Below are 22,294 nucleotides of genomic sequence, written 5' to 3'. Positions count from 1 at the left end.
CGGCGATCACCGGACGCTCCCGGCGCCGGCCGCGCTCCGGACGTTCTCGATCGTGGACATGCGCGTCGCGAATGCACCGCCGGTGCCGGCGCGCACGCTCGCAACCGCGCATCGTTCCTGGGGATGCAGCCGCCCAACGTCCGCCCTGCGACCGGGGACGTCCGCGGCCCGGACGGGCGCCGGCAGATCCGTTTCGCAGGCGGTGCGTTCACCCCTGCGAACCACCCGGAGGAACGCCATGACCCGACGCCGCGCCCTGCCCTTCCGCCTCCTCGCCCTCGGAACCGCCCTCGCGCTCCTCGTGCCGCCGGCCGCCGCCTCGGCGCGGCGCGGCGACCCGCGCCCCGAGCTCTATCCTGCCGTGGTCCAGCGCGTGGCCGGGATGGTCTCGGATCCCGGGGCCCGCCGCGCGGCGGAGGCGCACGGGCTGAACCTCGTGAACGTCACCTGGGAGGACACCGGCCGCTGGCAGGGCTCGTCGCTCGGCCCGAACATCAGCGACGTGACGCTGGAGGTCGTGTCCGAGGACGGCGACGCCCGCAAGCTCGCGCTCATGCCGGTGCTCCGCTTCCCGAACTTCGCCGACCGCACCGCCGACGTGCCGCTCGACCGGATCTGGCTGCGGGTGGGCAACGCGCGCGAGGGCGGGCGCGAGCGCGTCATCACGCTCCGCGAGCTGCTCGCCGACCCGGCGCGCTGGCTGTCCTCGCCGCGCGACGGCGCCATCCGCGGCGGCTCCCTGCTCGCGCCGCGCGACACGCACGCGCTCGTCTCCGCGCAGGCGGCGTTCCTGCCCGTGCCGCGCCAGGGCCGCGCCACCTTCCACCCGGTGATCTTCAACTACCAGTCCACCGCCGGCGACCCGGCGGTCCTCACCATCCTGGTGACGCGCCAGGGCACCTCGCTCACGGTGGTGGACAACGCGCGCGACACCGTCTCCGGCGGCGCGAGCTGGGGCCAGCGGCTGTTCTTCAACGCGGGCGGCGAGCGCGCCCCGCTCACCGCGGAGCGCCTCTCCGACGTGCGCGGGCGCGGCACCACCATGAACGGCGAGGACGCCGCCCAGCTGGGCGACGACGCGAACGTGCTCATGCTGGTGCAGGTGCCGCTGCGCCGCCGCGAGCCGCCGCGCCGCGCCCAGGTGTACGAGCAGGCGCCCATGGCCGCCGCGCCCGCGCCGCAGGCGAAGTCGATGGGGGCGCCGGCGCAGGACCTCGAGACGGCGGTGCTGGGCCACGGCGCGCTGGACGGCCCGTACACCGAGCTCGCCGGGCTCGCCGTCGAGCGCGACCCGCGCTTCCCGGTGCGCGTGACGGTGCAGTTCTACCAGGCGACGGCGAGCGGCCGGATCGGCGACGCCGAGGTGGCGCGCCTCGCCGCGCAGATCCGGCGGGTCTACGAGAAGGGCGACTACGTCGGCTCGCTGGTGGTGCCCGGCCCCGGCGACGCGCGCCGCCCGACCGCGTGGACCCCCGCGCCGCCGCCGCCCCGCTGCGGCGGCTGGGAGCAGGACTTCCCCGGCCTCGCCGAGCGCTGCCGCCGGTACGGCACGCCGCGCCCGGCCATCGGGATCCGCTGAGCCGGCGAGCCCCATCCGCTCGCCCCTCGACAGGCTCGGGGTGAGCGGATGCTCGGGGCAGCGGAGCTTCGGGATCCGCTCGTGGTGAGCCCGTCGAACCACGAGCGTCACGCGGCGGATCGAGCCCCACCCGCTCGCCCCTCGACAGGCTCGGGGTGAGCGGATGCTCGGCGCAGCGGAGCTTCGGGATCCGCTCGTGGTGAGCCCGTCGAACCACGAGCGTCACGCGGCGGATCGAGCCCCACCCGCTCGCCCGTCGACGGCTCGGGGCGAGCGGGTTCAGCTCCGGTAGTCGGCGTTCTCGGTGACGTACTCGTGCGAGAGGTCGCCGCCCAGGACGTCGCAGCCGCCGGCGCCCATCCCCAGGTCGATCTCGATCTCCACCCGCCGCTCGTGCGGCGGGTGGTCGATCGGCGGCCGGAAGGAGACGCCGTCGGCGGGCGGCGTGCTGGCGTACAGCTCCGCCGCCTTCATGTGCGCCACCAGCCGCCGCTCCTTCTCCGGGTCGAGCCGCATGGCGCCGCCCTCCAGCACCACCTCGCCGCCCACCCGCATCACCGCGCGCGCCGGGTCGAGCGCGATCCCGGCCGCGCCGGCGACCTTTCCCACCGCGCACAGCAGCCGGCCGACGTTCGGGTCGTTCCCGTTCACGGCGGCCTTGAGCAGCGGCGAGTTCACCACCGCCTTGCCCACCAGGTGCGCCGCCCCGTCCGACGGCGCCCCGCGGACCGCCACGCGCACCACGTGGTGCACGCCCTCGCCGTTCCGGACCACGTCCTCGGCGAGGTCGCCGCACACGCGCGCGAGCGCCGCGGCGAAGTCGTCGGCCGGCGGCGCCGGGCGCCGGCGCGAGGAGAGCAGCACCACGGTGTCGGAGGTGCTCGTGTCGGAGTCCACCGAGATGCGGTTGAAGCTGCCCTCCACCGCCCGGTCCAGCGCGGCGCGGAGCGCGTCGCGCGGCACGTCGAGATCGGTGAGGAGGTACACGAGCATGGTCGCGAGGTTCGGCTCGACCATCCCGGCGCCCTTCGCGAACCCCACGATGCTCCCGCCGCCCACCTCGGCCCGGCGCAGCTTCGGGTAGAGGTCGGTGGTCATGATCGCCTCGGCGCCGGGCAGGGCCGAGGCGCCCTGCAGCGCCGCCGCCGCGGCGGGCAGCGCCTCCACCATCCGGTCCACCGGCAGCCGCCAGCCGATGACGCCGGTCGAGGACGGCAGGACCTCCTCCGGCGCGAGCCCGAGCAGCCGCGCCGCCTCGGCGCAGACGCGCTCGGCGGCCTCGACGCCGCCCGGCGCGCACACGTTCGCCACCTTGTTGTTGATCACCACCGCGCCGAGCGCCGCGCCGTCCAGCCGGCGGCGCCCCACCAGCACGGGCGCGCCCGGGAACGCGTTGCGCGTGAACTTCGCCGCGAACGCGGGCGTCGGCCGGTCGAGCGCGATGAGCGTGAGCCGCATGCGGCCCGGCTTCGGGACCTCCACCGGCACGAACTCGAACGCGCAGGTCCCGATGCGGAAGCCCTCCGGCAGCGCGGACCGGGACTCGAGCCAGGCCCGGTGCTCGGCCCGGGTCGCGAACGTCAGCGAGGTGGACGCCATGCGCGCCTGTTTATCACGGTGGACGGCGGGCCGCCCCCCGACTAGACACCCGCGATGCTCGCGCTCCAGGGGCTCTGCCTCCTCCTCGCCGCGCAGCTCGCCGCGGGCGGCGAGCCGGCGGTGGTGCGCGAGATCTCCGTCACCGGGAACCAGCGCACCGCCACCGCCTACGTCCGGCAGGCGCTCGAGCTCGACGTGGGCGACCGGTTCGACGGCGACGCGGCCGCGCTCGAGCAGCGCCTGCTCAACCTCCGGCTGTTCAAGGGCGTCCGGGTGACCCCGCGGCCGGACGGCGACGGCGGCGTGGCGCTCGAGGTGGACGTCCAGGAGCGGTGGACGCTGCTGCCCATCCCCATGTTCACCTCCTCGGGCGGGGAGACCGGCGGCGGCCTGCTGCTGGTGGAGACGAACCTGTTCGGATGGGGGAAGCAGCTGGTGGCGGGCGGGACCCTGTCCACGCGCGGCGCGACGGGGATGGCCGGGTACTGGGATCGCGCGGTGGCCGGCACGCGCTGGACGGTGGACGCATTCGCCCTGCGCCAGGAGGCGCGGCGCGAGCGGACCGACGGCGGCGACGTGGTCTACGCCTACCGCGACGCGCGCACCGACCTGTCGGCGGCGCTCGGGCGCCGGCTCACCGAGCGGCTGTCGGTGAGCGCGGGCTGGTTCGGGCTGTGGACGGACGCGGGCGCCGAGGACGGCTGGGCCCCGCCCGCGGACGTCGGGCCGGCCCGCGGCCTGGTCGCGTCGGTGGCGTACGACGGGAGCGACTTCCACCTGTTCCACGAGCGCGGCGTCACCGCGCGCGTCCGCTACCGCCACGCCGCCGCGGCGCTCGGGGGCGGGCGCGACCTGCGCCAGGCCGAGGCGCGCGCGAGCTGGGGCGGCGCGAACCGGCTCGGCCACGCCTGGTCGATCGGGATCGCCGGCCAGGGGGTCGAGGGGGACGCGGCGGTGGACGCGCTGCGCCTGGGCGGCGGGCCCGGCGCGCGCGGCTTCCCGGTGGGCGGGCTGTGGGCCGAGCGCGCCGCCAGCACCGCGCTCGAGTACGCGGTGCCGATCTGGAGGCCGCGGTGGGGCGTCGCGACCGGCGTGGCGCTGCTCGACGCCGGCGTCGCCCGCTGGCGCGGCGATACGACGCGGTACGTCGCGCCGGGCCTGGGCCTGCGGCTGCACGTCGCCGACGTCGCCCTGCCCGCGCTCGGGCTCGACGTGGCGTGGTCCACCACCGCCGCGGCGCCGGTGGCGAGCTTCGTGGTCGGCTACCGGATGTGAGCCGGCCCGTCGCCGGACCGGCGACCCGCGCGCACCTCCACCTTCACCCCCGGGCGCGGCGGGGGCCGTGCCCACCTCGCCATCCCCCGGGCGACGGCTACAATGCGCGGCCGTGTCCACCGTCAACGCGCTCGCGCGCGAGATCTCGGCCAAGATCGTCTATTACGGCCCCGGCCTGTCCGGGAAGACGACCAGCCTCCAGCAGATCCACGCGAGCGTGCGGCCGGAGAGCCGCGGCCAGCTGGTGAGCCTCTCCACCGAGGGCGACCGGACGCTGTTCTTCGACTTCCTGCCGCTCAAGTCCGAGCAGGTGCGCGGGCTCACCCTGCGGCTGCAGCTCTACACGGTCCCGGGCCAGGTCTTCTACGACGCCACCCGCAAGCTGGTGCTGAACGGCGCCGACGGCGTGGTGTTCGTGGCCGACTCGCAGGCGTCGGTGCTCGACTCGAACCTGGAGTCGTTCGCGAACCTCGAGTCCAACCTGGCGGAGATGGGCATCGACCTGCCCGCGTTCCCGCACGTCCTCCAGTACAACAAGCGCGACCTGCCCGGCGTGCTGCCGGTGGCCGAGCTGCGGCGCCAGCTCAACCTGCTCGGCGCGCCGGACTTCGAGACGGTGGCGAGCCGCGGCGAGGGGCTGCTCGCGGCGCTGAAGGAGATCACGCGACGCGTGGTGAAGGATCTCGACGCGCGCCACCCGCACCGCGCCGCCCCGCGGCAGGGCTTCTCCGGCGGCGGCTCCGAGCTGGCCTCCCGGATCTCCGCCGCGGCCGAGGCGCCCGAACCGGCCGCCCAGGGTGTCGCGGCGCCCGCCGGCCGCCCGCCCGCGCCCCGCGCCGATCCCTCCGCACCCGAGGCGTACCGCGACCGCGGCCAGCTCCTGGGCCTGTCCTTCGCGCGGATGTTCCCGGGGCGCGGCGCCGCGCTCGCCGACGTGGAGCACGACCTCCGCGAGCGCTCCTACGGGCCGGCGGCGCGGCGCGCCGCGGAGGCGGTCGCGGAGCTCCTCGCCGGGCTGCGGGTGGACGAGGCGGCGCCGGCGGCGCGCGCCACGCTGCTCGGCCTGGACGGGCGCGAGTTCCTGCGCCTCGGCCGGATCGCCGCGAAGCCGGACGCGGCGGTCACCGAGCCGGAGGCGCTGTTCGCGCTGCACCTGCTCGTGGCCGCGATGGTGAAGCTCGAGCGGATCTGAAGGATCGGCGCGCGGGGCGCCTCAGCCGATCCGGCGCAGGGCGCTCACCACCACCGCGAAGTGGAGCGCGGCCGCCGCGATCACCATCGCGTGGAAGACCTCGTGGTACCCGAACACGCCCGGGAACGGGTTGGGCCGCTTGCTGGCGTAGACCACCGCGCCGAGGCTGTACACCAGGCCGCCGAGCCCGAGCAGCACCAGCCCGCCCGCGCCGGCCGCCTGCGCCACCGCCGGCAGGAGCGGCAGGATGAGCCAGCCGAGCAGCACGTACAGGGCCGCGCTGAGCCAGCGCGGCGCCTGCGGCCAGAGCACCGCGCGGAAGATGCCGAGCACCGCGCCGGTCCACACCAGCGCCAGCACCGGCGTGCCCCGCTCGCCCAGCAGCAGGCACATGGGCGTGTAGGTGCCGGCGATGAGCAGGAAGATGGCGGAGTGGTCGAGGCGCCGCATCAGCAGGCGCGGCCGCGGCGACCACATGGGCCGGTGGTAGAGCGCGCTCACGGCGAACAGCGTGAACAGCGACGCGCCGTACACGTGGGCGGCGACGCTGGCGCGGCCCGGCGGGGCCGTGAGCGCCATCGCCACCCAGGCGGCGAGCGACAGCGAGGCGGCGATCTCGTGCGAGACGCCGCGCAGCAGCGGCTTCCCGGGGCGCACCGCGGGGTCGATCACCCGTTCCATGGACCTCTCCCTCTGGAACAGGATTAGTCCGCCCGCGTCACGCGCGTGTCACCGGCCTGCGTCGCCCACGCGGGTTCCTACGCCGAGCCGGGGCCGCCGCGCCGCAGCCCGCGCGCGGGTGGCGCGGCGCCGTCGCGCAGGTCCACCAGCCCGAGCCGGACGAGCTTCCGGAGCGACTTGAGGGTCTCGACCTCGCGCAGGGGGCAGGACAGGGCGACGCTGGCCACGTCCCACGCGCCGTTCACGCGCGAGGCGACCTCGCGGTCGATGTTCCCGAGCCGGCGGCCCGCGGGCGACTCCAGCGAGGCGGGGCCGCCGAGCAGCACCGGGACCGCCATCGGCGACAGCTCCTCGTACAGCGCCGCCACCTGCTCGCGCTCGGCCTCGCGCAGCAGCGCGCGCACCCGGCGATCCGACGGATCGGCGGCGAGCAGGCTGCGGAACACGATGGCCGCCTCGTCGAACTGCCGCTCGCCGACGAGCAGCTGCGCCTTGTCGATGAGCGACGAGACCGGGTCGGCGTGCGCGGCCACGCCCTCCACGTGGGCCAGCCCGAGCTCCCGGAGCGCCTCGATGCGGCGGAGCGTGGCGGGGCGCGAGAGGTGGAGCGCGAGGCGCGCCTCGGCGATCGACACCCGGCGCCGCGCCGCCTCCAGCAGCGCGCGCTGCCCCGGCGTGCGCGGCGCGCCGGCGCCGTCGGCGCAGAGCAGCGCCGACTCGGACGGATAGCGCCGGTCGAGGTCGGGCCACTCGTCCAGCCGGCGCAGCCCCTCCAGCGTCATCTGCCCGATGGAGAGATCGAGCGGGACGCCGTCCTCGAACCCGGCCGCGCCGTCCACCAGCGCGAACCGGCCGCCGGGCGGCGCCAGGAACAGGTCCACGATCCGGTCGGCGCAGGCCTCCGGCCAGAGCGCCTCCGGCGGCTCGGCGTGGTGCCAGCCGGCGAGCGTCCCGAGGCCCACGTGCTCGGCGGCCGGGCGGGCGGCCGCCCGGATGCGGCGGTCCTGCACCTGGAGCCAGAAGCGCGCGCCGTCGCCCGAGTCGATCTCGAGCACGCCGTCGCGGCGGCCCTGGTCGAGCCACTGGAACAGGTCCGGGAGCGGGAAGGTGGCGAGATCGCCCTGGAGCACCGGCGGATTCTGGCACGGCCCGCCGGGCGGGGCGAGCCCGCCGCCGTCCGGCAGGGGCGAGGGCGGCAGAGGGGGCCTCCCCGCGAGCGCGGCTTGGCCCGTTTCACCGCGGGGCCCAGCTTTCCCGGCGCACACGAGCGGCCGCCGGGCCGCGGGAGCGAGGGCGGGGCATGCGAGGGTTCTGGCTGGCGGTGGGGCTGGTGGCGGGCGCGGCGCTGGCCGCGCTGACGGCGTGCGGGTCCGGCTCGTCCAAGCCGAAGCCGTCCGACCCGACCCCGGTCTGCGACGGCACCTGCCCGGTCGCGCCGGGCTGTCCGGCGCTCCCGTGCCCTCCGCCTCCGCCGCCCCCGCCGCCGCCGGTCGAGCCGCCCGCCGCGGTGGGCGGGTTCACCTTCTACGGCGAGGCGCAGGGGCTCACCGCGGACGTGAGCGACGCCTCGGCGGACGAGGGCGGGAACGTGTACGTGGCGGGCGGGGCGGCGCTGTTCGTGAAGCGCCGCGACGACCGCGACTTCGTCCGGGTGGACCCGGCCGCGGCCGGCCTCACCGCGAGCTGCCACGACCCGGCGGAGATCGCGGTCGCGGCGCCGCAGAGCCCGGCCGCCGTCTGCCCCATCATCTCGGTGGCGGGCGCGGCCGCGGGCGCGGCGGTGGTGGGCTACCGCGGCGTGGGCTCGGACTACGACTACGACGCGGAGTGGGCGCGGCGCTCGGGCGGCGCCGACGTGGTGGCGTTCGACGGGACGCGGGTGACGCTGCAGCGCCACGTGTTCATCGCCTCGCCGCCGGGCGTCGTCTGCGAGCACTGGGACAACAGCAACTACCCCCAGGTCCCGTGGAACACCGTCTGCGGCGAGACCTGGTCCGACTCGACCTGGGTGTCCGGGAGGCGCGGCAAGGGCCGGGTGGTGCACCGGATCGTGGTGAACCACGACGCCGGCCGCCCGCTCTCGCAGGGCGACGTCTACCTCGGCTCCTCGCACGCGGTGCTCTCGATCCTGGCGGCCCACCCGGAGCAGCGCGGCTGGCTCGACTACATCAAGGGCGACGCGGCGTTCGCCGACAGCTTCGCCGTCTTCGAGCACGAGCACCCCGCCATCACCGGCAGCGACGGCCGCTTCCTCACCGGCGAGTCCACCGGCCTCGCGCTCGACCCGATCGCGAACGTGCCCTGGTTCTCGAACGAGGTCCGGACCGCGAGCCTGCCCGACTACGCGACCATGAACCGCCCGAGCTGGAACGGCTGGTGGGGCAGCATGGCGCCGCCGACGCCGCACGCGACGTTCTTCGGCGGCGATCCGGCGGACGACACGTACTGGGACAACGTCTCCGGGCTGACGTTCTGCGACGACGGGACGCTGTGGGTCGCCTCGGCGGGCAAGGGCATCGCGCGCGTGACCATCGACCGGGCGAAGACCGTGAGCGATCCGGCGAACGCGTTCTCGGTGCAGCGCATCGACCTGCCCGCCGGCACCGGCAACCAGGCCAGCGCCATCGCCTGCGATCCGTCGGACGGGTCGATCTGGGTCGGCTTCGGGTGGGGCGGCTTCGGGCGCTACAAGGACGGCGCGTGGCTGGCCTCGGGGACGGTGCCGCAGGGCGCGCCGCGGATGGCGTGGAACCCCGTGCGCAGCATCCAGATCGACCGGTGGGCGTCGCCGCGCATGGTGTACCTCGCGCACGGGCCCAGCCAGAAGTACGGGCCGGGCGGCGTGACGGTGTACGCGGGCCCGTGACGGGCGCGTCCCCGTCCCGCGCCGGCGCGCGGGGCGGGGCGGGGCGCCTTCACGCGTAGTCGCGCACGACCACCTGGCCCGGGCGCGGCTCCGCGGTGAGCAGCGCGAGCGCGTCGGTCAGGATCCACTTCTGCAGCGCGGCGTCGCCGGCCCGGCCCAGCGAGTGGCCGGCGACGAAGCCGCGCGGGCACAGCGCCCGCGGCGGCCTCGCCTGCAGCGTCTCCTCCGGCTCGACCGTGATCACCACCGTCGGGATGCCCACCAGCTCGATGCTGCGCTGCACGGTGACCACCGTGCGGTGGCACAGCCGTCAGCCGCCGGTGAGCAGCACCGCGCCCGGCCGCTCGCGGTCGATCTCCCGGACCAGCGCCGGGATGGTCCGCTCGCGCAGCTCGCGCAGCGCCTGGCTGTAGCCGAGCGAGAAGTGCCGGGCGGTGAGCCCGCCCACCCGCCCGTCCCGCGCCAGCTCGCGGACGCGGTCGATGGGGAACACGCAGTTCAGGTCCGCGTCCACGCAGGCGTGGTCGTAGTGCGTGTCGTCGTAGCGGAGGTCCTTCGCCTCGGCGTCGCCGGGGATGGCGCGCCAGGTGGTGTCGCCGCCGGTGTCGAACGGACGGTCGGAGGCGAGCCGCACCGCCGCGGTGGAGACGAGGCAGATCGTCGCCTCCTCCAGCCTGCCGGCGAACGGCGTGAACGGCACGCAGTAGCGGGACAGCTCGAGCGGCCTGGGCGCGGCTTCGTCCGCCATGGCGGTCCTCCTCGGCTACTTCAGCTTGTCGAGCGCCTGCATGATCTTGTCGGTGGGGGGCTGCTCGCCGATGTCGTGGATGTCCACGTAGGCGACCTTGCCCTGCCGGTCGATCACGAAGATGGCGCGCTCGGCCTGGCCGGAGTCGCCGCGCAGCACGCCGTACGCCGAGCACACCTGGCCGTGGGGCCAGTGATCCGAGAGCAGCGGGTACGACAGGCCGCCCATCGACTTCGCCCACGCCTCGTTGGTGAACACCTGGTCGGTGGAGATGCCCAGGACCTGGGCATTGCGCCGCTCGAACTCGGAGAGATCCTCCTCGTACGAGGGCATCTGCACCGTTCAGACCGGGGTGAACGCGGCCGGGTAGAACGCCAGCACCACGTTCTTCTTCCCGCGGTATTCCGAGAGCTTCACCTTCCGTCGAGCGGCGCCCTTGCCCGCGGTGTCGCCCGTCGCCATCAGCTCGAAGTCGGGCGCCTCGTCGCCGACCTCGACCTTCCAGATCGCCTTCGCCATCCGCTGCTCCTTCCCGTGGGGGATCGGAGGCTGATCATGTTCACGGCCGGGCGCTGGGGCCATCACTGTGGGTCGAGAACGACCGGGGACAGACCCGAAAAGGACGCTGCTGCTGTGGGACCCCTTTGCTAACTGTCGCGCCATGGATCTCCTGACGCGCTTTGCCGGCAACGTGCGGCGCCTCCGCTCGAAGAAGAACCTCTCGCAGAAGGCGCTGGCCGACAAGGTCGGGATCTCCGTGTCGTACGTCTCGATGCTGGAGCGCGGGCAGCGCTCGCCGCCGCTCGAGACCATCGAGAAGATGGCGAAGGCCCTCGGCGTCCCGCCGGCCGCGCTGCTCGGCGGCCGCTAGCCCCGGCCCCGCCCGACACCCCGATCCCCGGCCCGTCCCTCCCCGCCTCGTCGCGGGCGCCGCGGCTCAACGTCCCAGCGTCGGCGCGCCCGGCCTCCACTCGGCCGGCGCCTTCTCGCCCGTCTCGAGCGCCTCGAGCACGCGGACGATCTCAGAGATCGACCGGCCCACCCTGAGGTTGTGGAACGCGGCGTACTGCACCACGCCCTCCGGATCCACGACGAAGGTGGCCCGCGCCGCCACCCCCTCCCGCTCCAGCAGGGCGCCGTACGCGCGCGACACCGCCCGGTCCGGATCGGCCGCGAGCGGGAACGCCACCTCGCCCAGCTTCTCCTCGATCCACCTGCGGTGCGTGTCGAGGTCGTCCACCGAGATGCCGATCGCCTCGGCGCCGAGCGCGCGCAGCTCCGGCATGCGCTTCGAGAGCTCCAGCACCTCGGTCGGGCAGACCGCGGTGAAGTCGCGCGGGTAGAACAGCAGCACGCCCCAGCGGCCGGCCAGCGCGGACAGCGAGACCTCCACCGGCTCGCCCCGCCCGCGCACCGCCCGCAGCTTGAAGTCCGGCGCCCTGTCGAGGATGCTCGCCACGTTCCCTCCCGCCCGGCGTCCCGAGGAGCGCTACCTTCGGCCCCGCCGGTCGGCGCGTCAACCCCGGAGGTCACGGTGATCGCTCCCCTGCTCGCGCTCGCGCTCGGCACCTTCAGCATCGTCGCCGCCGATCCGGCCACCGGCCAGATCGGCGTGGCGGTGCAGTCCAAGTTCCCTGCGGTGGGCGCGCTCGTCCCGGCCGCGCGCGCCGGCGTCGGCGGCGTGGCGACGCAGGCGCTCGCGAACGAGGCCTGGCGCGCGGAGGCGCTGCGGCTGCTCGCCGCGGGCGTGCCGGCGGAGGAGGTGGTGAAGCGGCTGGTGGCGGCGGACCCGCAGGCCGCCGACCGGCAGATCGGGCTGGTGGACGCGAAGGGGAACGCCGCCGCGTACACCGGCGCGCGGTGCTTCGACCACGCCAGCCACGTCACCGGCCCGGGGTTCTCGGTGCAGGGGAACATCCTCGCCGGGCGCGCGGTCCCGGAGGCGATGGCCCGCGCCTACCAGGCGGCGCGCGACGCGGGCAAGCCGCTCGCCGAGCGGCTCCTCGCGGCGCTCGCGGCCGGGCAGGCGGCGGGCGGCGACCGGCGCGGCCAGGAGAGCGCGGCGTTGCTGGTGGTGAAGCCGGGCGGCGGGTACGGCGGCTCCGGCGACGTCTGGGTGGACCTGCGCGTGGACGACCACCCGCAGCCCATCGCCGAGCTCACCCGGCTCTACCGCGACGTGCACCAGTTCTACTTCGGCGAGACGCTGCGGGCGGTCCCGCTCGACGCGAAGGTCGCGCGCGAGGTGCAGGGCCTGCTCCTGCGGCTCGGGTTCCTGAAGCCGCCGGCCGCGCCGACCGGCGCCTGGGACGCGGCCAGCCAGCAGGCCCTGGAGGACTTCCAGGGGTGGGAGAACCTGGAGGGCCGCACCCGCAAGGACGGCACCGTGGACGAGGTGGTGCTCGCGCACCTCCGCAAGGTCGCCGCCCGAAAGCGCTGAGCGGCCGGGGCGTTGAACATCCGGCCGGGCCGGCGCGTCGCTCCGAGGCGGGACCCTCGGCGTGGCGGCGGTGCCCGGGCGTGGAATCGCTTCCGCCGGCGGGAGGTTCCTACCTTCACGCGGCGCGGCATGGGGCCGCCAAGGCGGGAGGAGCGGGCTCGATGGATTCGTTCGGACGGCGGCAGTTCCTGAAGGGTGCGGCGTTGCTGGGCGCGGCCGGGGCGGCCGGCCTGGTGCCCGCCGCCTCGCGCGCCGCCGAGCCCCGGCTCCCCGACACCGACCCGGTGACGTTCGAGGTGCCCGGCCTCGACCCCGCCCACGACGGCCTGCGCGTGGCGCAGCTCTCCGACCTCCACGTCGGCCCGCGCACGCCCGCCGCCACGGTCCGCGCCGCCATCGAGGACGCGAACGCGTTCGCGCCCGACCTGGTGGTGCTGACCGGCGACTACCTCTCGCACAGCCGGCGCGAGCTCGCCGCCATGCGCGACCTGCTCGGCGGCCTGGTGGCCCCCACCATCGCGGTGCTCGGGAACCACGACGTCTGGGTGGATCCCGACGGCGCGGCCGGCGCGCTGAAGGGGCACGGGTACGAGGTGCTGGAGAACGGGTGGACCTCGATCCGGCTGCGCGGCGCGCCGCTGCACGTGGTCGGCGTCGGCGACCACCTCACCCGGCGCGACGACGTGCAACGCGCCGTGAAGGGCCTGCCGCCGGGGGCCGCGCCGCTGGTGCTCGCGCACGGCCCGCGCACCGCGGACAAGCTGCGGCACCTCGACCGCCCCATGGTCTGCCTCTCCGGCCACACGCACGGGGGGCAGATCAACATCCCCATCATCACGCCGCTGTTCCTCGCCAGCGTGGCCCGCGAGCCGTACGTGCGCGGCCGCTACCAGCTCGGCGCCGTTCAGCTGTACGTGAACCGCGGGATCGGCATGTCGGGCATCCGGGTGCGCGTGAACGCGAGCCCGGAGGTCACGCTCGCCACCCTGCGCCGCGCCGAGCCGGCCTGAGGCCGGGGCCCGCGGCGCGCGGCGCCAGCCGCCGGCGGGGCCCCACGGAGCACGGGCGCGCGGCACCGGATCTCGCGTACGCTGCCGCCATGGGAGCCTCGATGCCCGCCGCCGCCGCGCCCGTCCCGACCGAACCCCGAGCGCTCGACGAGGCCGTCGCCCGCCTGCGCCAGGCCGCGCCCGGCTGGGCCGCGGCCTCGCTCGGCGACCGGGCCGCGCTCGCGCGCGCCATGCTGGACGGCGTGGGCCGCACCGCGGCCCGCGCCGTGGAAGCGGCCTGCGCGGCGAAGGGGCTCCCCGCCGACGCGCCGCAGGCCGGCGAGGAGTGGCTCTCCGGCCCCTACGTGACGGCGCGCATCCTGCGCCAGCTCGAGCGCTCGCTGAAGCTGCTCGCCCGCAACGGCAACACGCCGGTGGGCAAGCTCACCGAGACGGTGGACGGCCGCCTGTCGGTGCAGGTCTTCCCGCTCACGCGGCAGGACGCGCTGCTCCTGGCGGGCGTCCGCGCCGAGGCGCACCTCGTCGAGGGCATGACCGAGGAGCGGCTGCACGAGACGCGCGCCCGGTTCCACAAGGCGCCCGACCACCAGGGCAAGGTGTGCCTGGTGCTCGGCGCCGGGAACATCAACTCGATCCCGGCGGTGGACGTGGCCGGGAAGCTGTTCAACGAGGGCAAGGTCTGCGTCCTCAAGATGAACCCGGTGAACGCCTACCTCGGGCCCATCCTCGAGGACGCGTTCTCGGCCGCCATCGCCCGGAACGTGCTCGCCGTCGTGTACGGCGGCGCCGACGTGGGCGGCTACCTCGCGCACCACCCCGGCGTGGACGAGGTGCACATCACCGGCTCGGACCGGACGCACGACGTCATCGTGTGGGGGCCGCCCGGGGCCGAGCGCGACGCGCGGCGCGCCAGCGGCACGCCGCTGCTCGGGAAGGAGATCACGAGCGAACTCGGCAACGTCTCGCCGGTGCTGGTGGTGCCGGGCCCCTGGGACGCCGCCACGCTGCGCTTCCAGGCGGAGAGCGTCGCCGGGATGGTGACGTACAACGCCTCGTTCAACTGCAACGCGGCCAAGCTGCTCGTGCTCCCGGGCGGCTGGCGGCGGCGCGACGCGTTCCTGGCCGCGGTCGAGCACTTCATGGCGCTGTCGCCGGCGCGCCGGGCCTGGTACCCCGGCGCGGCCGAGCGCTACCGCGCGCTCACCGAGGGGCGCCCCTCGGTGCGCAAGGTGGGCCAGGGCGAGGACGCGCTGCCGTGGACGCTCGTGACCGGGCTCGACTCCGGCTCGGAGGACCCGGCCTTCGTCACCGAGCCGTTCTGCTCGATCCTGTCCGAGACCACGATCGGCTCCGAGGACCCGGTGGACTTCCTGGAGCAGGCCGTGGCGTTCTCGAACGACCGCCTCTGGGGGACGCTCGCGGCGCACATCGTCGTCCACCCCCGCACCCTCGCCGACCCGGCGCTGAACGCCGCGGTCCAGCGCGCCGTCCGGCGCCTCCGCTACGGCACGGTCGCGGTGAACACCTGGGCCGGCTACGGCTACGGCCTCGGCACCGCGCCCTGGGGCGCGTTCCCGGGCTCGACGCTCGAGGACGTGCAGAGCGGGCGCGGCTTCGTGCACAACACGGTCATGCTGGAGGGCGTGGAGAAGGTCGTCGTCTGGCATCCGGCGCGGACGTTCCCGAAGCCGCCGTACTTCCCCAGCCACGCGACCACCGACGCGCTCGGCCGCAGCCTGGTCCGGCTCGAGACGCGCGGCCGCTGGCGCGATCTCCCCGCGGTCGTGCTGGCGGGGATCCGCGGCTGAGCACCGCACGGGGTACGCGGAGACCCGCATCGACACTGGGTGCGAGTTCTGGTTTGCTCCGGGTGACGGCCTCCGTCTCGGGCCGGCCGGGGGGAAGCGTTGAGGGGCTACCTGCTCACGTGGCTCGCGCGCCAGTACCGCGACGCCGACCTGCGGGCGTTCGTGCGCGAGCACCCGCAGGACTGGCTGGTCTGGGAGGCGGGCCCGTGGCGGCCGCCCTCGCGCCGGCGCGAGACGCTGCGCACCGAGGAGGTGCGCTTCGCCGCGACGGCGAAGGAGCCCATCGCCATCGTGCTGGAGCCGAGCGCCGACGGCGCGCCGCTGCGGGTGGGCCGCGCCGCCGGGAACGACATCGTCATCGACGACCCGACCCTCTCGCGCGCGCACCTCGAGCTGGTGCGCGACGGCGAGGCCCGCTGGCGCGTCGCCGACGTGGGCTCGTCGAACGGCACGCGCCTCGCGGGCATGCGGATCGGGCGCGAGCCCGTGCCGCTGCCGGTGGGCGTGGTGCTCGAGGCCGGCGCCGCGCGGCTCAGCCTGTACGACGCCGCGGCCCTGTTCCTGCGCCTGCGCGGCGCGGCCTGATCACCAGATCTCGCAGCGCTCCGCCGCGGGCCGGGCCATGGGCGTCCCCTCCGCGCAGGCGAACGCGCGCGCGAAGTCCGGCAGGTTCGAGAGCGGCCCGTTCACGCGGAACCGCGGCGGCGAGTGCGAGTCCACCACCGCGCGCCGGCGCGCCTCCTGCTCGCGGTACTTCGAGCACCAGGACTGGGCGTAGCCCACGAAGAACTGCTGCTCCGGCGTGAAGCCGAGCACGGGGCGATCGACCCCCGGCTGCGCGCGCCGGGCCGCCTGCATGGCCGCGAACGCGAGCTTCAGCCCGCCCAGGTCGGCGATGTTCTCGCCCAGCGTGAGCTTGCCGTCGAGGTGCACGCCCGGCAGCGCCTCGTAGGCGCCGTACTGCTTCACCAGGCACGCGGCGCGCCGGTCGAACTCGGCCCCCACCGCCGGCGTCCACCAGTCGCGCAGGTTCCCGAGCGCGTCGTACTGGCGACCCTCGTCGTCGAACCCGTGCGTCAGCTCGTGCCCCACCACCATCCCGATGGCGCCGTAGTTCACGGTCTCGGGCGCCTCGCGGTTGAAGAAGGGCGGCTGCAGGATGCCGGCCGGGAACACCATCTCGTTCATCGACGCGTTGTAGTAGGCGTTCACGGTGGGCGGGCTCATGAACCACTCGCCGCGGTCCACCGGCTTGCCGATCTTGGCGAGCTGCCGGTTCGTCTCGAACCGGCCCGCCGCGAGCACGTTCGCGAAGAACGAGCCGCGGTCCACGCGCAGCGTCCCGTAGTCGCGCCAGGCGTCCGGGTAGCCGACCTTGTTGACCACGCGGGCGAGCTTCTCGCGGGCGCGCTCGCGCGTGGGCGCGTCCATCCACGAGAGCGAGCCCAGGTCGGCCTCCATGGCCTTCTCGATCTCGGCCACCAGGCGCGTGGTCCGGTCCTTCCCCTCCGCGCCGAAGTGGCGGCGGACGTACGCCTGCCCGACCGCGAACCCGAGCGCCTCGTCCGTCACGCCCACGCAGTGCTTCCAGCGCGGCGCGAGCTCCTTCGCGCCGGAGAAGCTCGCGCTCTGGAACGCGAAGCGCTCCTGGACCAGCGCCGCCGGCACCGCGCGGAACGCGGCCATGTCGTCGAGCAGGTGCCAGCGGAGGTAGGCCTTCCAGGCGTCGAGCGGGGCCGACGCGAACTGCTTGCCGACCTCGGCCACGAACGCCGGCGTGGTCACGCTCACCGCGTCGAGCCCGGGCTGGCCGAGGTCGGCGAAGAAGCGGGCCCAGGGGAAGTCCGGCGCGAGCCGCGCGAGGCCGGCGCGGTCCACGCGGTTGTAGACGCGCGAGGGGTCGCGCAGCTCGGCGCGGGTCCAGTGCGTGCGCGCCAGCGCGGTCTCGAACCGCTCGACCGCGGCGGCGCCCGCCTCGGCCTGCGCCGGCGGCAGGCCGGCCAGGCCGAGCATCTTCCGCAGGTGGGCGGCCCACGCCCGGCGGATCTCCGGGTTCTTGCCGGCGTCGGACAGGTAGTACTCGCGATCCGGCAGCGAGAGCCCGCCCTGGTTCACGATCAGGATCACCTGGGTCGCGTCCTTCGCGTCCTGGTCGGCGAGCAGCCCGAACGGCGCGGCCATCCCGGCGCCGTGCAGGCGCGCCAGCTCGGCCGCGAGCGCCGGCCGATCCGCGATCGCGTCGATGCGCGCCCACCCCGCCTTCAGGTCGGCCAGGCCGCGCGCCTCGATGCCCCCCTCGTCCATGCAGGAGCCGAAGTAGTCGCCCACCTTCCCCGAGAACGCGTCGGCCGGGTCGGCGCGCCCGGCCGCCGCGGCCTCGAGGATGCGGCGGAGCTGGACGGTGTTGCGCTCGTCCAGCTCGGCGAACCCGCGGCTCCACACCGAGCGATCGGCGGGGATCTCGGTGCGCGCCATCCAGCCGCCGCAGGCGAACTGGTAGAAGTCCTGGCAGGCGTCGGCCGAGCGATCGAGCGCGGCCTCGTCGAGCGGCGGGAGCGGCGTGGCCGCGGCGGCCGCCGCCGAGGGCGGCGCCGTCGGCGCGGTGCGGCAGGCGGCGAGGGCGATGAGGGCGGCGAAGGAGAGGATGCGGCGCACGTCGGCCTCCTGAGGGAGCGGGGCGGCGGACGCCGCCCGGACGCGGCAATATGGCCCCGCGGTGCCTGGCCCTCAAGCGAAACGCCGCCCGCCCGTCACGGCGCGCGCGGCGTCCGCGCGGCCAGCCGCGCCGCGCGGCGCTCGCGCGCCTCGCGCTCGCGCCGGCGCTCCTCGTCGGTGTCGGTCCGCAGCGGCGGGGCCCGGGTGGGTTGGCCGTCGGACCCGAGCGAGACGAACGTGAGGAACGCGTCGCAGCACTTCTTCCGCTCGCCGGTGAGCGGGTCCTCGGTCTGCACCTCGACGCCGACCTCCATCGAGGTCCCGAACACCGCGTTCACCTGCGCGTGCAGGATGGCCATCTGGCCGATGCGGATCGGCGCGAGGAAGGAGAGCTGGTCGATGGAGGCCGTCACGACCGGGACGCGCGCGTGCCGCATGGCGGCCATGGCCGCGGCCAGGTCGGTCCACTGCATGACGGTGCCGCCGAACGCGGTGCCGAGCGTGTTCGCGTCGAACGGCATCACGAGATGCGTGACCTCGACGCGCGAGTCGGCGGCGGGCTTGGGGGCTGGCATGCGCCACCCTTAGCACGGGGCGGGGCGCCCCTCCCGGCTGTCGTGGGTTCGTCGTAAGATGCGCGCCCTTCCCCGGAGCCGATCCATGCCGCTCGAGGTCACCCTCATCGACTACGCGCGCGACCCGCTGCAGAAGCTCTACGGCGCGTACCGCACCTGCTACACGCCGAAGACGCCCGGCGAGGTCTGGGGCGAGATCCGCGACGGCTCCATCTCCGCCGACCGGATCCGCGACTTCATCGGCGAGCGGCTCAAGACCGGCCACGCCTCGCCGCTCGAGCAGGTGGTGTTCTGGTTCGGCATCTCCGGCGTCTCGCGCGCGCTCTCGCACCAGTTCGTCCGCCACCGCATCGGCATCAGCTTCGAGCAGCAGTCGCAGCGGTACGTGAAGTACAAGGAGGAGCGGCTCGACTACGTCATGCCGAAGACCTGGCAGAAGGTCGCCGGGATGGCGGACGAGTACGACCGGCTCATGCGCGAGATCACCCGCGTCTACGAGGACGCGCTCGCGAAGGGCATCCCGGCCGAGGACGCGCGCTTCGTCCTCCCGAACGCCACGCCCACCAACTTCCAGGTGATGGTGAACTTCACCGAGCTGCTGCACATCGCCGACCTGCGGCTGTGCTGGCGCGCGCAGTGGGAGATCCGCCACATGGTGGCGCTCATGCGGCGCGAGGTGATGAAGGCCGTCCCGGAGATCGGCGGGTACCTGCAGCCGAAGTGCGGCGACAAGCGCATGGGGTACTGCGACGAGCCGGTGAAGGAGTGGGAGGCGTGCCCGCTCGGCAAGGTGCGCCCGCACAAGGAGCAGCTCCTGCAGGTGTTCCGCGAGTACCGCGCCGGCAACCTGGTCCCGCTGGCGGAGGAGCACCTCCGCGCGGTCGAGGACGCCGGCAACGAGGAGTGACCGCTTGGGGCCGTGCGTCGCGGCGCCCGCGGCGCCGGCCCCGCGCCGCGGCCGGCTCCGGTAGAATCCGCGCCGGAGCCACCATGACACGGTTCGTGAACCTCGCGGCGCTGGCGCTCGCGCTCGCCGCCCCCGCCGCCGCCCGCGCGCAGCTCTCCGCCGTCACCGACCGTGTGCAGGGCCTGCCGGCGGGCCTGGCGGTGCCCTCGCTGGGCGCCGCCGCCGCGGAGGAGCCCGCCGACCTGTCCGCCAACCCGGCGGCGATCGGGTTCCTGGGCGGCCTGGGGCTCCAGTACTTCCACGAGTCCGGGCTGCGGCCCGGCGCGCGCGGCGACGGCCTGTACGCGGGCGATCGCTTCGGGCCGCTCGGGCTGGGCTACTCGGTGGAGTGGCTCCGGCCCGGCCTCGACGCGGGCGCCGAGCGCTGGCGGCGCAGCCGGCTCGGGCTCACGCTCGGCGACGGCCGCGCGCTCTCGCTGGGCGTCGCCTGGACCTGGATCTCCTCGCGGAACGACGCGCTCGACCAGGCGGGCGGGTGGGACCTCGGGCTGACGCTCCGGCCCGCCCGCTGGCTCTCCGTCGGCGCCGCCATGCTGGGCCGCGACGCGCGGCTGGGCGGCGCGGACGTCCCGGTCCGCTACGACCTCGGGCTCGCGACCCGGCTCTGGCGCGACCGCCTCACGCTCTCCGCCGACCTGCTCGCCGACGACGAGACGCGCGACGCGTTCCGCTCCGACCACCTCGCGTTCGGCGCGTCCGCCGAGCTGTGGCGCGGCGTGGCGCTCGGGGTCCAGGTGCAGCTCCCGCTGCGCGACCTCCCCGGCGACGCCGGCGATCCGCTCGGGCTCGTGTCGGTCACCTGGAACGCGCCGCACTCCGGCGTCACGTTCGCGGGGGCCGGCGTGGGCGGGCGCGGCGGGTGGCTGGGCGGCGCGCGGCTCTCGCAGGAGCGCTACCGCTCCGGCGGGCCGGGCATCGTGATGCCGACGGTGGACGTGGACCGCGAGCTCCGGCGGCGCCGCGTGCTCGTGTTCGACGTGGGCGACCGCGATCCCTACGGCACGCTGGTGACGCGGCTGGAGGCGGCGCGCGACGACCCCGAGGTCGGGGCGCTGCTGGTGCGCATCGGCGGCCTGCCGCTGGGCGGCGGCCGCGTCGAGGAGCTGCGCGCGCTGCTCGCCGCGATCCGCGCGCGGAAGCCGGTGCTCGCGTACCTGGAGGGCGGCGGGACCCGCGAGTACTGGCTCGCCACCGGCGCCACCGCCATCGCCGCGCCGCCCGGGGCGCCGCTCATCGTGAACGGCATCTCCACCTCCCAGCTCTTCCTGCGCGCCGGGCTGGCGCGGCTCGGGATCGCGTTCGACGTGGTGAAGGCCGGCGCGTACAAGAGCGCCGCCGAGCCGCTGGTGCGCGACGCGCCCTCGCCCGAGGCCCGCGAGGCCACCGACGCGGTCCTGGACGACGTGTTCGGGCGCTTCGTGGCGCAGGTCGCCGAGGCGCGGCACCTGGCCCCGGAGCGCGTGCGCGCGCTGGTGGACCAGGGGCTGTTCGGCGCCGAGGAGGCGAAGGAGGCGGGGCTGCTGGACGCGGTGGCCTGGCCCGACGAGCTCGAGAAGTGGGGGCGCGCCGTCGCCGGCCGCCGGCTGTTCGAGCGCGGCGCGTACCGCCCCGAGCCGGAGCGGCTCGCGCAGCGCTGGGGCCGGCCCGCGGTGATCCAGGTGGTGCGCGTGGAGGGGATCATCGCGCGCGGCCGGAGCCGCCCCGACCCGATCGGCGGCGACGGCGTGGCGGGCGCCGAGACCATCGCCGCCGAGATCCACCGCGCCGCCGACGACGCCGCGGTCCGCGCCATCGTGCTCCGGATCGAGTCCGGCGGCGGCGACGGGCTCGCCTCCGACCTCATCTGGCGCGAGGCGGTGCGGGCGCGGCGCAAGGGCAAGCCGGTGATCGCCTCGATGGGCGACCTGGCGGCGAGCGGCGGGTACCTGGTGGCGGTCGGCGCCGACGCGATCCTGGCCGAGCCCTCGACGCTCACCGGCTCGATCGGCGTGTTCGCGGCGAAGCCCGACCTGTCCGGCCTGCTCGCGAAGCTCTCGATCCACCCCGAGGCCTACCAGCGCGGCGAGAACGCCCGGCTGGTCTCGGTGCTGAAGCCCTGGACCGCCGCCGAGCGCGCGGTGCTCGAGAAGCAGATCTCGGCCTTCTACCGCCAGTTCGTGGCCCGCGTGGCCGAGGGGCGGCGGCTCACCGCGGCCGAGGTCGAGGCGGTCGCCGGCGGGCGCGTGTGGACCGGGCAGCAGGCGCTGGAGCGCCGGCTCGTCGATCGCATCGGCACGCTGGCCGACGCCATCCGGCTGGCGCGCGAGCGGGCGGGGCTCGCGCCGGACGACGTGGCGGAGGTGCGGCGGGCGGACGGCGGCGGCGCCCTCGCGCGCGTGGCCGGCCGCGCGCTGACGGCGGCGCCCGAGCCGCCGCTCGCCGGGCTCGCGCGCGCGTTCCCCGAGCTGTCCGCGCTGGCGCTCCTGGCCGAGATCGGGCCGGTGCTCGCGATCCCGGAGGAGTGGGTGGCCCCGGAGGCGGGCCCGTGATCACGGGACCCTACCGGGCTTCGTGAGGGCTTTCGCTCCAGGATCTTTTTTGCTATGGATTGCCTTGTCCCCCCTCTGCGAGCGACCTACGTTTCGAGGCGGCGGGGTGACCGACCCCCGGTCGACCGGCTCCTGGCACCACGAAGACGAGCCGCCGCCGCGCGATGACCGCGCGGCGCGCCAGCGACGGGACCGGGGGCAGGCGGTTCGCGGAACGACGAATCCTTCCGAGCCCGCGAACGGCGCCGTTCCAGACGCGACGTAGAGACCGCTGGGGGGCGAGCAACGCCCCGCGGTCGGAGCAGACGACAGCATGAACGAGCATGAGCAGACCCCGACCCCGGGTGAAGGCGGGGCCCCGCAGTCCACCA

19 protein-coding genes are annotated in these 22,294 nt (G+C 75.6%); 11 read left to right on the top strand and 8 right to left on the bottom strand.

The features are described 5' to 3' along the window. Positions 1-238: 238 nt before the first annotated feature. Entirely contained in the window at positions 239-1,579 is a 1,341-nt protein-coding gene (locus PSR1_RS11195; protein ID WP_059437657.1) for a hypothetical protein, read from the top strand. Between the two features lie 279 nt (positions 1,580-1,858). On the opposite strand, the gene PSR1_RS11190 is transcribed toward PSR1_RS11195, so the two are convergent. Next, positions 1,859-3,178, bottom strand: coding sequence for a bifunctional ornithine acetyltransferase/N-acetylglutamate synthase (locus tag PSR1_RS11190; RefSeq protein ID WP_059437656.1), 1,320 nt, complete (start codon positions 3,176-3,178; stop codon positions 1,859-1,861). Between the two features lie 54 nt (positions 3,179-3,232). Here PSR1_RS11190 and PSR1_RS11185 point away from each other — a divergent pair, with 54 nt between their 5' ends. Then, the gene (locus PSR1_RS11185) at positions 3,233-4,453 is read left to right on the top strand and encodes a POTRA domain-containing protein (RefSeq protein ID WP_059437655.1); all 1,221 of its coding nucleotides are present in this window, start codon (positions 3,233-3,235) and stop codon (positions 4,451-4,453) included. Between the two features lie 112 nt (positions 4,454-4,565). Further along, positions 4,566-5,645, top strand: a complete 1,080-nt coding sequence (locus PSR1_RS11180; protein ID WP_059437654.1) for an ATP/GTP-binding protein — start codon at positions 4,566-4,568, stop codon at positions 5,643-5,645. Between the two features lie 21 nt (positions 5,646-5,666). Here PSR1_RS11180 and PSR1_RS11175 read toward each other — a convergent pair whose 3' ends face one another. Beyond that, on the bottom strand, positions 5,667-6,326 hold the full coding sequence (locus tag PSR1_RS11175) for a hemolysin III family protein (RefSeq protein WP_059437653.1): 660 nt from the start codon (positions 6,324-6,326) through the stop codon (positions 5,667-5,669). Positions 6,327-6,403: 77 nt separating this feature from the next. Beyond that, positions 6,404-7,456 carry a DUF4388 domain-containing protein gene (locus tag PSR1_RS11170; protein ID WP_059437652.1) on the bottom strand — a complete coding sequence of 351 codons (1,053 nt, stop codon included), beginning with the start codon at positions 7,454-7,456 and terminating at the stop codon, positions 6,404-6,406. Positions 7,457-7,626: 170 nt separating this feature from the next. Here PSR1_RS11170 and PSR1_RS11165 point away from each other — a divergent pair, with 170 nt between their 5' ends. Continuing rightward, entirely contained in the window at positions 7,627-9,192 is a 1,566-nt protein-coding gene (locus PSR1_RS11165) for a hypothetical protein (protein ID WP_059437651.1), read from the top strand. Positions 9,193-9,241: 49 nt separating this feature from the next. Here the strand turns inward: PSR1_RS11165 and PSR1_RS24845 are convergent, their stop codons facing one another. After that, positions 9,242-9,940, bottom strand: coding sequence for a selenoprotein B (locus PSR1_RS24845; RefSeq protein WP_272946350.1), 699 nt, complete (start codon positions 9,938-9,940; stop codon positions 9,242-9,244). A gap of 15 nt (positions 9,941-9,955) precedes the next feature. Further along, positions 9,956-10,459, bottom strand: a complete 504-nt coding sequence (locus PSR1_RS24535; RefSeq protein ID WP_237757920.1) for a peroxiredoxin — start codon at positions 10,457-10,459, stop codon at positions 9,956-9,958. 142 nt (positions 10,460-10,601) lie between these two features. Between PSR1_RS24535 and PSR1_RS11140 the strand changes: the two genes are divergently transcribed. Next, a complete protein-coding gene (locus PSR1_RS11140; protein ID WP_011420204.1) occupies positions 10,602-10,811 on the top strand; it encodes a helix-turn-helix domain-containing protein in 210 nt (69 codons plus the stop codon). A gap of 66 nt (positions 10,812-10,877) precedes the next feature. Here PSR1_RS11140 and PSR1_RS11135 read toward each other — a convergent pair whose 3' ends face one another. Next, positions 10,878-11,399, bottom strand: coding sequence for a peroxiredoxin (locus PSR1_RS11135; protein WP_059437647.1), 522 nt, complete (start codon positions 11,397-11,399; stop codon positions 10,878-10,880). Positions 11,400-11,474: 75 nt separating this feature from the next. On the opposite strand from PSR1_RS11135, the gene PSR1_RS11130 reads away from it, so the two are divergent. The 4 genes from PSR1_RS11130 (at position 11,475) to PSR1_RS11115 (ending at position 15,783) form a co-directional block, all read left to right on the top strand. Next, a complete protein-coding gene (locus tag PSR1_RS11130; RefSeq protein ID WP_059437646.1) occupies positions 11,475-12,380 on the top strand; it encodes a DUF1028 domain-containing protein in 906 nt (301 codons plus the stop codon). 161 nt (positions 12,381-12,541) lie between these two features. Then, positions 12,542-13,390 (top strand): metallophosphoesterase, encoded by an 849-nt coding sequence (locus PSR1_RS11125; RefSeq protein WP_059437645.1) that lies wholly within the window; start codon positions 12,542-12,544, stop codon positions 13,388-13,390. Positions 13,391-13,479: 89 nt separating this feature from the next. Then, entirely contained in the window at positions 13,480-15,198 is a 1,719-nt protein-coding gene (locus PSR1_RS11120; protein WP_237757919.1) for an aldehyde dehydrogenase family protein, read from the top strand. A gap of 99 nt (positions 15,199-15,297) precedes the next feature. Continuing rightward, complete coding sequence (locus PSR1_RS11115) at positions 15,298-15,783, top strand: FHA domain-containing protein (RefSeq protein WP_059437644.1); 486 nt, start codon at positions 15,298-15,300, stop codon at positions 15,781-15,783. Here PSR1_RS11115 and PSR1_RS11110 read toward each other — a convergent pair whose 3' ends face one another. Together PSR1_RS11110 and PSR1_RS11105 are read right to left on the bottom strand one after the other, a co-directional pair. After that, the gene (locus tag PSR1_RS11110; RefSeq protein ID WP_059437643.1) at positions 15,784-17,853 is read right to left on the bottom strand and encodes a M13 family metallopeptidase; all 2,070 of its coding nucleotides are present in this window, start codon (positions 17,851-17,853) and stop codon (positions 15,784-15,786) included. Between the two features lie 95 nt (positions 17,854-17,948). Further along, positions 17,949-18,428: an acyl-CoA thioesterase gene (locus tag PSR1_RS11105; protein WP_059437642.1), complete on the bottom strand. Its 480-nt coding sequence runs from the start codon at positions 18,426-18,428 to the stop codon at positions 17,949-17,951. A gap of 85 nt (positions 18,429-18,513) precedes the next feature. Here PSR1_RS11105 and thyX point away from each other — a divergent pair, with 85 nt between their 5' ends. Continuing rightward, positions 18,514-19,335, top strand: a complete 822-nt coding sequence (gene thyX, locus PSR1_RS11100) for an FAD-dependent thymidylate synthase (RefSeq protein WP_041453355.1) — start codon at positions 18,514-18,516, stop codon at positions 19,333-19,335. An 83-nt stretch (positions 19,336-19,418) separates the two neighbouring features. Further along, entirely contained in the window at positions 19,419-21,923 is a 2,505-nt protein-coding gene (sppA, locus tag PSR1_RS11095) for a signal peptide peptidase SppA (protein WP_059437641.1), read from the top strand. Positions 21,924-22,294: the final 371 nt, after the last annotated feature.

It is taken from the genome of Anaeromyxobacter sp. PSR-1 (genome assembly GCF_000964525.1).
Lineage (GTDB): Bacteria > Myxococcota > Myxococcia > Myxococcales > Anaeromyxobacteraceae > Anaeromyxobacter.
Note: the sequence above shows the minus strand (reverse complement) of the source record. Positions and strands in the feature narration are given on the sequence as shown.